Here is a 12,285-nt window from a genome sequence, read left to right on the forward strand (position 1 = left end):
CCTCCCTGATCGGTAATTAACCCAGCTATGGGTAAACTTTCCTTCACGGTAAAAGATTTAGGAAAAAAATCCGCTTTTAGGTAATATTAAAATCCCTGTAGTAGTTAAAACACAGCTTCTGTTACCAACAAGATCATCTCACTCCTGAGTTATTCCTCCCAACTTTATCGCCGATCAATAATTGGACCATTTTTCCTGAGAGCTTTAAAGCATCAAAAAATATTATTTCCCCCGTGTAGAAACAGGAGGAAGAGAAATTCTTAGTCAAAGAATTACAAAAACAAGAAGCTAATATTATTGAAGTTCCTGCCTATCAGTCAGGATGTCCAGATAAGATTGATGCTCAAGCATGGGAAGCTTTACAAAATAAGCAAATTAATATTATTACTTTCGCCAGTTCCAAAACAGTAACAAACTTTTATAAATTATTACAAAAAGCCCTCAATACTAGCAGTAAAGTCGATATTTTATCCTTGCTAGATAATGTTTGTCTTGCCTCCATTGGTCCCCAAACTTCAAAAACTTGTCATGAATTATTAGACAGAGTGAATCTAGAAGCTAAAGAATACACCTTAGAAGGATTGACCAAAGAATTAGTTCAATATTTTAGTAGGGGTTAACGGCCGTTAACCTCTATGGAAATGTGTCCCTTAATTTCTACTTTTTTCTCCTAATCTTTCCTCAAAGCTTATCCATTTTTCCCTTATTTTTGGGACTGACATCTCTAGAGGTAAGAGTTATGCTGAAAATAGAGAAAGTATTAGGAGGGAAACAAAAATGCTAACACTTAAGCTGAAAAAAACAGGGTTTTCCACAGTGAGTGCATTGTTAGTTGCTATTACGACGACTACATCGTTATTACCCGTAACAACCGTTTCTGCTCAAGGTTTTCCCACCCCTAACCCCACTGCAACAGACACTTATCGGGTTCGTGTTCCCGAAGGAACCTTACTTCCCGTTACTTATCCTCAATCACAACAAATTCGTGTTAAACAAGGAGAATATTTACCTTTAGAGTTACAAATATCCACTAATCTACGGGATAGTAATGGTAGTTTATTAATTCCTGCCGGGACAAAAATTAGGGGGCAACTCGAACCCACTAGACAAGGAACTCGCTTTGTAGCACGAGAAATGGTGCTTAATAATCAATGGGTTCCCCTGGATGCCACCTCTCAAGTGGTTTCTCGAACCGAAATAGTCAACGATGGAGCAACCGTTGGTAATATTTTATCAGGAACCTTTGCTGGTGCTGGTACAGCTACCATTTTGGCAGGAACTACAGGCGATCGCCGAATTGCTCCTTTAGAAGTTTTAGGAGGTGCGGCCTTAGGAACTCTGTTAGGATGGGGTTTACCAGAAGGTCAAATTATTGGGGGTGGAGAGCATCGAGAGGTGGTTATCGATACCAAGCGTGATCTGACTTTAACCCTTAACTCCGATCTATCCCTTCTTGCCAACTCTCCAAGACAACAACAAACGAGTCCCTATCGTCGCGCTTTTAATGTTAGTTTGTAACTTCTTTTTCTGTGTGAGGAGTGTTTTATTAGCATTTTGGGAACATTAATAATAGTAGAGTTGTCGTTACCCGAACTTACCTATGAAACCAATTGGATCAATTATATTAGTTTTAGGCTTAATTTTTGTGGCTGTTGGGGATACTTTTTTGCCTAAACCCCTAAGTACCGCGAGTAAAAACGCTCGTACTTACGTTAATAATATTTTTCTCAGTTTTACCCCAGACACGGATTTTGAGAAACCCAGTAAACAGAGGGAAGCACAGGTGGATGATTTGGAAGAAAGAGTCAAAGGGAACCGCGATCGATTGGTGGAACAACCTTAATTATCTGAGTTCGGTTTTAGCTTTTTCTGTATTGTAAAAATTTATAGTTTTACTTTGGCTTTAAAATCGCACTTTACCACAAAGTCTCGACATCGTAGTAAGCAAAAGCAATATCATTAGTCAAGATGACAATTTTTTCTAATTGAGTTTGAGCGATTAACATCCGATCAAAAGGATCTTTATGATGTAGAGGAAGGGCAGCTGCTTTGAGTGCATGAGATACTTTAATGGACAAAGTTTCTATATCATCCATTTGCATTTGCTGAGGAATCAGAATTTCTGGAGTTTGGGGTAGTTTTAACTTGTTTATTTTGTATTTAATGCCGATTTCCCAGATACTAGCTACAGATAACAAAAGTTCATTATTGAAACCCATAATCTCATCAAGCGCTGTTTGGCTCAATTTTTCTGGTTCGACTAACCACCATAACCAACAGTGAGTATCCAGTAATAATCTCAATCTTCTTCTCCTTCAAATAAGCTAATCAACTCTTCGTCAGGTTCGTTAAAATTGTCAGGGACAGTGAATTGACCCCGTAAACGTCCTGGCAGACGCTTTGGCTGTTTATCTTCTTGATATTGACTCAATAATGCAACTGGTTTGCCTCGATTGGCAATGATGATCTTTTCCCCGTGTTGTACTCGCAGTAATAGTTGCGATAGTTGTGTTTTGGCTTGGTGAATATTGATGATTTCCATCTTTGTTAGAACTTAGTTCATTAAACTAGACTCAGTATAACCACATTTTAAAGAAAATAGTTTGAGTTGTTGGGTTTCGTTCTACAAGATCGGCGATCGCCTATATTTTGAGAAATCTTACTATAGCACAACAGTTAATCACCTGATGTTTAAAGAGCGATCGCCTATCTTTTGAAAAATCTTACTATAGCGCAACAGTTAACAACCTGATATTTAAAGAGCGATCGCCTATATTCTGGAAAATCATACTATAGCGCAACAGTTAGAAACCTGATGTTTGAAGGGCGATCGCCTATCTTCTGAGAAATCTTACTATTGCGCAACAGTTAACAACCTGATATTTAAAGAGCGAGATCGCATATCTTCTGAGAAATCTTACTATTGCGCAACAGTTAACAACCTGATATTTAAAGAGCGATCGCCTATCTTTTGAAAAATCATACTATTGCGCAACAGTTAGAAACCTGATGTTTGAAGAGCGATCGCCTATCTCCTGGGAAATGTTACTATTGCGCAACAGTTAGAAACCCGATGTAGAAAAAACTTGATATGTTGGGTTGAGGGAACGAAACCCAACTACAAGATCGGCGATCGCACTACATGAGGAGTGATCGCTACAAATGATCGCTTTCTATCAGTTCTTGTAGTCTTTTTTTCTGTGTTGCTAAAGGTACATCTGTGTCAAAATAGACAGCATTAGGCCGTTCTCGATGGGTAAATTCAAGCCATGCTTCTTGATCATCTCTGTGGGATAAAATATACTTTTTGAGTTGGTGAAGACTCATCTATTTAAAGTTAGGTTTCGGTGACACCATATCTCCATTGTCCTTGTTGAAAAATAGTTATTTCAATCGTTCCTTCTCCTCTTGCAATAATAAATAGCTCTTTTCTTGTTTCATCATATCGAATTAATTGGATGGGTTGATAACAATTGGAGAGAATTTGGCAGAGAACAAGACATTTTAATAATTGTGACTCGGTTGGCATTATAGTTTGATTTTATCTTTTCTTATTATAATTAACGATAATGATATATTTTATTTTTTTGTTACGTTATTTTAAAGAAAATAGTTGATTTGTTGGGTTTCGTTCCCTTAACCCAACCTAAAAAAGCGATCGCACTGTTTGAGCTAGAATGGGGTAATAGGAATGTGAGCATCTTGCTCACTAGCTGCAAAAATAGCTTGCAAGATGCTTGCACTCCATTAAATCTAATACACGCTCAAGAGATCGCCTATATTCTGAGAAATATTACTATAGCGGAACAGTTAACAACCTGATGTTTGCACAGCGATCGCCTATCTTCTGGAAAAGCTTACTAGAGCGCAACAGTTAATCACCTCATGTTTAAAGAGCGATCGCCTATCTTTTGAGAAATATTAGGAGTTTCGCATTGACAAAAGAGCGTAAATATGCAGATGATGTTTTCAGGTGATCGCTAATGAAGGAGAAAAATCATAAGACTTCGGAGTAAACCATCAACAGCCCAATGTAATCTAGATCAATATACATACTTCTTGCTCTCAGAGCCAAAATACACAGGTTGCTGCCGTTTAGCTGAGATTTTAGAAATTTCTCGTCATAGCACCAATAGATTCTTACTAAGAGAGCAATATGAACCAATAGATTTATTTAGAGAAGTTCAAGGAAACCTTAATTTGATTGGAGGAGTGTTAAGTGGGGATGATACCGTTATTGAAAAACACTACTCTCAAGTAGGAAAAGCTCATTTAATCAACTATTATTGGTCAGGAAAACATCAAAAAGCCATCAAAGGAATTAACTTAATTACTTTGTATTATACTGACTATGATGGAAAATCAATGCCTATTAATTATCGCCTTTATGATCCTCTAGATAATAAAACAAAAAATGATTACTTAAGAGAGATGATCGTAGAAGTAATCAAGTGGGGGGTAAAACCTTCTACTATAACGACAGACTGTTGGTATTCTTCTAAAGAGAATTTAAGATTTTTTAGAGACAAAGAACTGAATTTTCAAGTAGGAATAGCCAAAAATAGACAAGTAAAAGTAGAAGGAGGTAAATATCAAAGAGTAGAGGAGTTGGAAATTCCTAATAATGGATTGATAGTAATTATCAAAGAATTCGGAAAAGTAAAAATATTTAAGAGGACTTTTAAACACGGAAGTTGTCGTTATTATGCTACTTTTCTATATGATGAATCTAAACTTATGGATTGGAAGCGCGATGATTTTAGAGAGTTACAAACTATTCATTTGGGAATAGAATGCTATCATAGAGCTTTAAAACAATTGTGTGGATTATCTAAGTTTCAAGTAAGAACGACAAAAGCTATTGTTACTCATATTTTCTGTTCTTTAAGAGCATTTTGTCAATTGGAACTGATGAGAATTAAAGCAACTATAGAGTCTTGGTATTCTCTCCAAAGAGAGCTTTCTTTAAAAGTGGCACGGGAGTTTCTTTTAGAACAATTATCTCCCACTAATTCTTTGACAGCATAATTTTTATTTTCTGTCAATGCGAAACTTCTAGAATCATTACTGACTGCTATATATAAGCAAATTTGTAGAAAACTGACTAAAATAAGAAGTATAAACCCCTCATTCTCTCATTAAAAAATCATGACTCCGAACTCCGAACTCCGAACTCCGAACTCATGTTAGTAATTACTAATTGCTGAGGTAGGGTTTCATATTTTGGTTGTTTAACTTCAGTTAATCAGATTATTACAATTTATTACTATGCAGTCTAATTTAATTTAACCATTTTTCCCATCTGGACTAAATTAAGATAAGAGACTAATCTTGTATTATAAGCAACCTTGATAATTTGTATGAAAAAACGCCCTCAGTTATTACAATCACTTTTACAAATTCCTCTGTTTCGTCAAATTTGGGTTTTCTGGAAAGCATTAACAGCAAGTTGGCGAGTTTATCTGGAAACACCAGTTCCTGAAGCAGAAATAGCCCATGCTCGTGAAGCAGCATCTATTCCTTCTTTCGGCTTCTTTTTATTATTAATTTGTGCTAGTATTTTAGCAACTTTAGGACTTTTAGCGTAACTGCTCACCGCAACAAAAAAGTCTTATTGAAAAGCACTACAAACAACATCAGTTGAGTCAACAAAAATATAAGCCCTGTGATTTAGCGTAAAATTTAAGCTAATTTATTACGGCTATTTTAATGACTAACATTCCCAGAATCAAGTCTTTTAAAAACCTCAAATAAAAACAACAATATGAGAAAAAAAAGAATAGTAAGATAGTTTTTTGTTAGCGGAGATCATCCGCTAACCCTGTGTATTTTTGTGCAGAGAGATAGGGGGATCAAGAAACATCTATCCCCCATCGGCTCCGGAGCCTTTTACATCTCTAATCCTGGGGGACTCCGACCAGCTAATGAAAATAATTCGCATAATTGGACAATGGCATTTTGCCCCTGTAATCTCATGGTCTCTAAAAAACTGAACATTTGGGTGACTAACTCTGCACCCCAGTCGCTTCTTGCTCCCCCACTTACTTTGCGGTGAATGACAATGGGACGTAAAGCTCTCTCAGCATCATTATTATCTGGTTTGACTTCAGGATAAGTTAGAAAGGTGAACCACTCTTCCCAATGACGTTTGAGACGGTTAATCAATCTTTGTGCATCATAAGGCCATCCTTTTTTGGGAGTTGCTTTAAAAATCTTTTGCAGTGAGTTCTCGACTTCTGTTCTTTTGGAGCCTAAGTCTTCAAGGGTTAAATTTCGAGCATGATAATGACGATAATGGATACGGGCGGTTGCTAAAACTTGCTGTACATCGGCAGCAAATTCTCGATTCGCTTGAAAACGACTGGTTTTAAGGGACTCTAACTCTCGTTCTAAATGTGCCAGACATTTCTGTTTGGCCATCGCACTTTGTCTAAAGTAGGCACTATAGCAGTCACTGGTGAGGATGCCCTTAAAATCTGCTCCTAACAATTTCTCGACTTCTGCGGAGCTTCTAGTGGGAGCCAACATCAACACACAGACCTCATTTGATGTGGCTACCCAAACCCAATACTTGATGCCATCGATGCAATAACTGGTTTCGTCAACACATCGGATTCCTGGCTGCTGGATGTACTTTAACCACTGTTTGGTCAAGGGTTCTAAACTTTCTTGAAACCATTTGTGCATTTTGGCAAGGCTCCCTTGAGAAATGGGAATGCCAAAGACATACTCTATAAAATGTTCCTGTTTACGCCATGTAAGATTACCCCCATAGCCAAGCCAGCCCACGATGCTACTTAGGGTTTGCTGAATAAAAGCAAAACCCTATTCTTTAAAAGGTTACACCCATATTCGCGATCGCAAAAAAGATCAGCTTTGTCGGCTACAAACCGCTATAATTGGTAGAAACACCTCCCAGTTGTTGGTCAAGAACAAATGTATCGAAAAGAGGAGCAACCTTTACCGCCCCCAGAAAAATTTGAATTACCTTTCGAGGGCAAATTGTCCCCCAATAATCGTTGGGTAATCATGGCAGAGTTGATACCTTGGGATGATTTTGAGGAAGAATATGCTAAACTTTTTTCAGCAGAAAAAGGTGCGCCAGCCAAACTATTTAGAATGGCATTAGGGACATTAATTATTAAGGAAAAATTAGGAACAAGTGATAGAGAAACTATAGAACAGATTAGAGAAAATCCCTATCTACAATACTTTATAGGTTTAAATTGTTATCAACAAGAGCCACCACTGGAATCTTCAATGCTAGTTCATTTTAGGAAAAGAATTGATGGAGAATTGATAAACAAAATCAATAAAAAAATAGTAAAAAGAGAAATAGACAAGAGTGATAAAGAAGTAAAAAAAAAGGATTGTCTTCAATAAAAAGGAGAAAAAATAAAAAATAAAGGTAAACTAATTTTAGATGCGACTTGTGCGCCAGCAGACATCAAATACCCAACGGATTTAGGCATATTAAATCAAGCCAGAATTGAGACAGAAAGAATAATAGATAATCTTTATAAACCATTAAGAGTAAAATTGAGAAAAAAGCCGAGAACTTCTAGAATAATTGCTAGAAAGGAATACTTAAAAGTAGCTAAAAAACGAAAAGTATCTTATCAAGAAAGAAGAAAAGCTATCGGGAAACAGTTAAAATACCTTAAGAAAAATTTAGGAAATATAGAAGACTTAATTCAAGCTGGGGCTTCCCTGGAAAATCTGAGTAAAAGACAGAAAAATTGTCTAGAGACTATCAAAAAAGTTTATGAACAACAACAGTCAATGTGGGAGAATAAGACCCAGAGTGTTCCTCAAAGAATTGTAAGTTTAACTCAACCGCATATTCGCCCAATAGTGAGGGGAAAAGCAGGAAAACCAATAGAGTTTGGAGCTAAACTCTCAGTAAGCTGTGTAGATAACTATGTGTTTCTAGACAAAATAAGTTGGGAAAACTTCAATGAATCTTGTCATTTAAAAGAACAAGTAGAAAAGTATAAAGAAACGTTTGGCTATTATCCCGAATCCGTCCATGTAGATAAAATTTATCGAACTAGGGAAAACAGAAATTGGTGTAAGGAAAGAGGGATAAAAATCAGTGGTCCGAAGTTAGGAAGACCTCCGAAAAATGTCAGTGAAGAAGAAAAGAAACAAGCCCACTCCGATGAATGCTTCCGTAATGCTATTGAGGGAAAGTTTGGACAAGCTAAACGAAGATTTAGCCTAAATCTCGTGATGACAAAACTCCCTGAAACCTCCATTACATCTATTGCTATTACATTTTTAGTTGTCAATCTTTCTAAACTTCTGAGGCAGTTTTTGTCGCTTTTTTTGTCCTTATTTACTAATAATAGAACAAGGGAACTCATCAAACCGCCTTTCATTAATTTTGATTATACTTTAAACAATTTTTATGTACTAAAACTTATTGATTTGTCAGAAAATTCTTGGTCAAAAGTGGCATAAATTTTGGAGAAACTTTTTCAGCAAACCCTAAGTATTGGTTGCATAATATCCTGCCCCAACGCCGTGCTTTAAAATATACTGATGGTCAAATTTTGGCTCTTGAAATTACGACTTCTCCTACTGGTGAGTGGGTTCAATCTGTTCTCAACTCTGTTAGTTCGAGGGTAGGTATTCCTTTTCAAATCATCAGTGACCACGCTTCTAATCTTAAAAAAGGTATTCAACTTTTCCAATCCCATCATCCTTCTATTATCTATACTTACGATCTTACCCATGCCATGGCCAAATTATTAGAAAAAGAATTATTTGCTGATGAGCTTTTTCCTAATTTTTTGTCTGATTGCCATCAATGTCGTCTTGAAATTCAACAAACTGAATTTGCTTTTGCTACCCCTCCTCCTCAACGCAGGAAATCCCGTTTCTTTAACCTTGATCCCTTACTTCGTTGGGCTACTACTCTTGTTTCTATTCCTCTTCTGAAGTTCTTTAAACTTCTCCCTAATTATCATCGAGATCGCATCTCTCGTCGCTTTTTTGCTAAGTTCTCCTGGCTTTTTCGTTATCAAAGACACATTAAACTTTGGTCTCTTCTTTTACACATGACTCGCTCGTTAGAAACTCTTCTTAAAACCTACGGTTTAAATTCTGCCTCTATTTACCTTTATCATCAATATCTTTCTTCTCTTCATCTGCCTTCTTCTTTTCTTCCTTTTCAACACCAAATTTTTCACTATTTACACTCACAATTACCCTCTCATATTTCTCATACCATCCTTACATCTTCTGATATTCTTGAATCTATTTTTGGTCGCTATAAACATTTTTCACAACGTTCTCCTCTTCAAGAACTTCTCTCTCTCCTTCTTACTATTCCCCTCAGCACTGTTAATCTCACTAAACAGTTTATTCATGATGCCTTAACTACTATTACTAACTCTGATTTATCCCAATGGGTTGATTCTACTTTTGGTCAATCCATGCTTTCTAAACGTAACAGTCTGTTCTCCAATAACAAATTTTCTTAGTATTAATTCTCCTTTTACTACGACATAAAAGTTGTGTTCATTTTTTTGCAATTTCACAAATTTTCTACTCCCTACCCTAACTCATATTGATGAAGCCGTTGAACAACAGACTTTTCCTCCTACTCCTACTCCTACTCCTACTCCTACTCCCTCACCTCCTCCTCAAAAGTTAGATCTCTTTGCCAAAATGCAAGCATCAGATCCATCTAATCTCCCTTCTCCCCCCTCTCCACAACTTTCTCACTGGGAAAAAATTTATTATGACTTACTCAAGCAACAACGTCATCATGACTACTCTATTGGTTGGATTTACTATCAACTTAAAGAACTCAATCCCCCCTTATTTATCTGGCAAAAATATGCACATCTTCGCAGTTATCATCGTCAATGGGCTACTCACCAATTTGAATCTCTTAACCCTCCTTCACCTCTTTCTCCTGAAATCCTTCAACAAATCTGGCTCCAAGTTCTTCAAGAATTACCTCCGTTAACTCAAGGTTTATTCAAAATTCATACTCATTTTAAAGGACTCTATACCCACTGGGCTACCATCGAAGTTAAACACCGTCAATTGTTACGGTGTTGCGAGGATAAAAGAACCCAAACCGAATCCGCTTTGACTTATGTTTTTCAACATCCTATTCATGTTCAATTTACTTTTGCTCCAACTCCAACAAAAATCATTGGTCGCCCTATAGTCAATAACGAGAATGAGGATGACCTTGATTTTTGAAAAGTTGTTTGACTTTCAATTAGCTGAATTTATCTAGTATCATAAGCTGATTTGGTATGACAACAATTAAAATTAATTATTCGGTAATGAGCGCAATTTAATTAATTCTACAATAATTGATTATTGACGGGACGAAACTGGTTAAATAAACTCCCTCTAATTTTAGGCATCTTGTACCAAGTTTCTCCTTTCTTTCGACGCTGAAATAGATAGGCTTTAGGAATAGTCGGCAGGGAATTAAGACTGAGTCCTAACTCTTTATCTGATAAATGTTGGTAGTTGAGATGATAAGTTTCAACTTCATCAATCAAGTCATTTAATTGTTGAGTTAATTGTTCATGAATATTATCAAAATCTGTCCAGTATTCTTCAGGAATTTCTTGTCTAATTAAGGATAAATCTGACTGTTCTCTCATTAATTCCCACAAACCGATTGGCGTAACACCAGCGATAAGTTTCTGGAGACGACGATACTCACCTCCCTTAATTTTTAACCGTAATCCACTTTGATAACGAATGACAAAGCCTTCATTATTTTTATCTAAACTTTCTGCCTCTTTTAAAAGTTCCTTTACAGAAGTATCGGTCAATCGTTTGGGTATTTCTACTCCCAGAGTAGCAGCTAACAAATCTAATTGAGATAAGGATAATTCTTGACCTTCTTGTTGGTAAGCTCCCAACAATACTAATTGCTCTGATGGATATTTAATGACAATTTGATTCTCAGGAGAAATATACTCAAACAGATAAGTAGTTCCTTTGTCCAAGTATTTTGTCTTTAACTTGTTTAAGAGAGTTTTAGCTTTCTGAGACTGAATTGATTGTAAATTCCCTTTGGTTGCTGTTTGCCAGTTATTTTGGTAATAATAACAAATAATTAAAGAGCCATCTAGTTTTTCCCACACTTCATAAGGTTCATCTGGAAGAGAAATAGCTTGTTCTCCATAGTTAAAAAACTTTGGGAAAGGAGTGGCTACAATTTCTTGAGTTCTCTGGTCAATAATTAAGCCTCTAGCTTGAGTATTCCATTGATTCCAGTTGGCATTATAAACACAATGTTTGGTATAGCAGTAAAGGATTAAATCTCCTAAACGAGTTTCGTAGACATTATTTTTCTCTTTTTCTATTTCTAGTTTTTCGATTAATTCATTATAAGAAATTTGTCGAGCTAAATGAATAGACAATACCTGACCCTCCCCTATTTTCTTGACTTTCGTTTTTCTGATAACTCTCTTTTTACTCTCTTCCTATTTTAACACAATCTCTTTTCTTCTCTTGATAAAATTCTCTGACTTCTACTATTAGTTCCCCTAATTCATCGGGAATAATTACTGACTGGCTCATTATTTTGGGGTAATTGCTCACCGCAATAAAGAATCTGTCTTGACAACATAAAGGTAAAATCGGGGATTTTTATGTATAGTGGGGGTTATGACCACAAATGCTACCATTGATTCAAAGCTAGTTAGAGCTATCGCCGATGAACAGTTGGCGAACAATGTCTTCATGATTGAGTGGCTAGTCAAGGCACAACAACAGTTATCTCTTCAACAAAGACTGATTGACCAGCAACAACAACAAATCTCTACACAACAGCAAGAAATTGAAAAATTGAAAGAAGAGAGAGATAAGCTAAAAAACCGTAACTCAAAAAACAGTTCAGTCCCCCCATCATCAGACCCACTAAAAAAGCCTTCTGACAAAAAGAAACGCAAAAAAGGATTTAAACGCGGACCAAAATATGACCACCTAGGGAAGACCCGTAATGGTTTTGGTCAGCCCGATAAGATAGTCCCTTTAGAACTAGAAAACTGTCCTGTTTGTGGGGGTTCAGTGGAACGAGATGAAGTAGTTCCCGAAAAAGTCCAGCAAGTGGCTGAAGTAGTAGACCAACCCATAGAAATCAGGGAATATCGTCGCGGATTCTATAAATGTCCTAGTTGTGGATGGTCAGATTACAGTCCTGTTCCATTGGGAGTTAAAGAAGGATTCCGTTATGGGGCGCGATTAAGTAGCATCGTGGGCTGGCTTGGCTATGGGGGTAATCTTACATGGCGTAAACAG

12 protein-coding genes and 3 pseudogenes are annotated in these 12,285 nt (G+C 36.6%); 9 read left to right on the forward strand and 6 right to left on the reverse strand.

Annotation, left to right across the window (positions count from 1 at the left end):
* The first annotated feature begins 296 nt into the window (after positions 1-296).
* From CWATDRAFT_RS40450 to CWATDRAFT_RS24720, 3 genes are all read left to right on the forward strand, one after another.
* Positions 297-620, forward strand: coding sequence for a uroporphyrinogen-III synthase (locus CWATDRAFT_RS40450; protein WP_232287193.1), 324 nt, complete (start codon positions 297-299; stop codon positions 618-620).
* A 157-nt stretch (positions 621-777) separates the two neighbouring features.
* Positions 778-1,518 (forward strand): hypothetical protein, encoded by a 741-nt coding sequence (locus CWATDRAFT_RS24715; protein ID WP_007307565.1) that lies wholly within the window; start codon positions 778-780, stop codon positions 1,516-1,518.
* Positions 1,519-1,600: 82 nt separating this feature from the next.
* The gene (locus CWATDRAFT_RS24720) at positions 1,601-1,843 is read left to right on the forward strand and encodes a hypothetical protein (protein ID WP_007307566.1); all 243 of its coding nucleotides are present in this window, start codon (positions 1,601-1,603) and stop codon (positions 1,841-1,843) included.
* Positions 1,844-1,916: 73 nt separating this feature from the next.
* On the opposite strand, the gene CWATDRAFT_RS24725 is transcribed toward CWATDRAFT_RS24720, so the two are convergent.
* The 4 genes from CWATDRAFT_RS24725 to CWATDRAFT_RS24735 all read right to left on the reverse strand — a co-directional run bounded on the left by CWATDRAFT_RS24725 (position 1,917) and on the right by CWATDRAFT_RS24735 (position 3,529).
* Positions 1,917-2,303 carry a type II toxin-antitoxin system VapC family toxin gene (locus tag CWATDRAFT_RS24725; protein ID WP_007307576.1) on the reverse strand — a complete coding sequence of 129 codons (387 nt, stop codon included), beginning with the start codon at positions 2,301-2,303 and terminating at the stop codon, positions 1,917-1,919.
* Positions 2,300-2,542 (reverse strand): type II toxin-antitoxin system Phd/YefM family antitoxin, encoded by a 243-nt coding sequence (locus CWATDRAFT_RS24730; RefSeq protein WP_007307575.1) that lies wholly within the window; start codon positions 2,540-2,542, stop codon positions 2,300-2,302. The genes CWATDRAFT_RS24725 and CWATDRAFT_RS24730 overlap by 4 nt, the downstream gene beginning before the upstream one ends.
* 614 nt (positions 2,543-3,156) lie before the next feature.
* Positions 3,157-3,327, reverse strand: coding sequence for a DUF6887 family protein (locus CWATDRAFT_RS37680; RefSeq protein WP_007312622.1), 171 nt, complete (start codon positions 3,325-3,327; stop codon positions 3,157-3,159).
* 10 nt (positions 3,328-3,337) lie between these two features.
* Positions 3,338-3,529 carry a DUF6888 family protein gene (locus CWATDRAFT_RS24735; RefSeq protein WP_042712345.1) on the reverse strand — a complete coding sequence of 64 codons (192 nt, stop codon included), beginning with the start codon at positions 3,527-3,529 and terminating at the stop codon, positions 3,338-3,340.
* A 470-nt stretch (positions 3,530-3,999) separates the two neighbouring features.
* Between CWATDRAFT_RS24735 and CWATDRAFT_RS24745 the strand changes: the two genes are divergently transcribed.
* Both CWATDRAFT_RS24745 and CWATDRAFT_RS24750 read left to right on the forward strand, forming a co-directional pair.
* Positions 4,000-5,028 carry an IS701 family transposase gene (locus tag CWATDRAFT_RS24745; protein WP_071905641.1) on the forward strand — a complete coding sequence of 343 codons (1,029 nt, stop codon included), beginning with the start codon at positions 4,000-4,002 and terminating at the stop codon, positions 5,026-5,028.
* A gap of 332 nt (positions 5,029-5,360) precedes the next feature.
* Positions 5,361-5,588, forward strand: coding sequence for a hypothetical protein (locus tag CWATDRAFT_RS24750; RefSeq protein ID WP_007307568.1), 228 nt, complete (start codon positions 5,361-5,363; stop codon positions 5,586-5,588).
* Positions 5,589-5,889: 301 nt separating this feature from the next.
* Here the strand turns inward: CWATDRAFT_RS24750 and CWATDRAFT_RS24755 are convergent.
* Positions 5,890-6,801 (reverse strand): annotated as a pseudogene (locus CWATDRAFT_RS24755) (IS66-like element ISCwa4 family transposase); the annotation flags it as partial.
* Positions 6,802-6,936: 135 nt separating this feature from the next.
* Here CWATDRAFT_RS24755 and CWATDRAFT_RS36250 point away from each other — a divergent pair.
* The 3 genes and pseudogenes from CWATDRAFT_RS36250 (at position 6,937) to CWATDRAFT_RS24775 (ending at position 10,221) form a co-directional block, all read left to right on the forward strand.
* Positions 6,937-8,463, forward strand: a pseudogene (locus CWATDRAFT_RS36250) (IS5-like element ISCwa2 family transposase).
* Positions 8,445-9,488 (forward strand): hypothetical protein, encoded by a 1,044-nt coding sequence (locus CWATDRAFT_RS40455; RefSeq protein WP_007307570.1) that lies wholly within the window; start codon positions 8,445-8,447, stop codon positions 9,486-9,488. The pseudogene CWATDRAFT_RS36250 and the gene CWATDRAFT_RS40455 overlap by 19 nt, the downstream one beginning before the upstream one ends.
* 31 nt (positions 9,489-9,519) lie before the next feature.
* Entirely contained in the window at positions 9,520-10,221 is a 702-nt protein-coding gene (locus CWATDRAFT_RS24775) for a hypothetical protein (RefSeq protein ID WP_007307571.1), read from the forward strand.
* A gap of 107 nt (positions 10,222-10,328) precedes the next feature.
* On the opposite strand, the gene CWATDRAFT_RS24780 is transcribed toward CWATDRAFT_RS24775, so the two are convergent.
* A complete protein-coding gene (locus tag CWATDRAFT_RS24780) occupies positions 10,329-11,405 on the reverse strand; it encodes a T4 RnlA family RNA ligase (RefSeq protein ID WP_007307573.1) in 1,077 nt (358 codons plus the stop codon).
* Positions 11,406-11,643: 238 nt separating this feature from the next.
* Here CWATDRAFT_RS24780 and CWATDRAFT_RS24785 point away from each other — a divergent pair.
* A pseudogene (locus CWATDRAFT_RS24785) lies at positions 11,644-12,285 on the forward strand (IS66-like element ISCwa4 family transposase); the annotation flags it as partial.

Origin of the sequence: Crocosphaera watsonii WH 8501 (assembly GCF_000167195.1) — a bacterium.
In the GTDB taxonomy this organism is placed as follows: Bacteria; Cyanobacteriota; Cyanobacteriia; order Cyanobacteriales; family Microcystaceae; genus Crocosphaera; species Crocosphaera watsonii.

Bases quoted from the DNA above. Each gene is read 5' to 3' on its own strand.
- CWATDRAFT_RS24715 (WP_007307565.1), top strand. From the start codon at position 778: ATGCTAACACTTAAGCTGAAAAAAACAGGGTTTTCCACAGTGAGTGCA.
- CWATDRAFT_RS24720 (WP_007307566.1), top strand. From the start codon at position 1,601: ATGAAACCAATTGGATCAATTATATTAGTTTTAGGCTTAATTTTTGTG.
- CWATDRAFT_RS24730 (WP_007307575.1), bottom strand. From the start codon at position 2,542: ATGGAAATCATCAATATTCACCAAGCCAAAACACAACTATCGCAACTA.
- CWATDRAFT_RS37680 (WP_007312622.1), bottom strand. From the start codon at position 3,327: ATGAGTCTTCACCAACTCAAAAAGTATATTTTATCCCACAGAGATGAT.
- CWATDRAFT_RS24735 (WP_042712345.1), bottom strand. From the start codon at position 3,529: ATGCCAACCGAGTCACAATTATTAAAATGTCTTGTTCTCTGCCAAATT.
- CWATDRAFT_RS24750 (WP_007307568.1), top strand. From the start codon at position 5,361: ATGAAAAAACGCCCTCAGTTATTACAATCACTTTTACAAATTCCTCTG.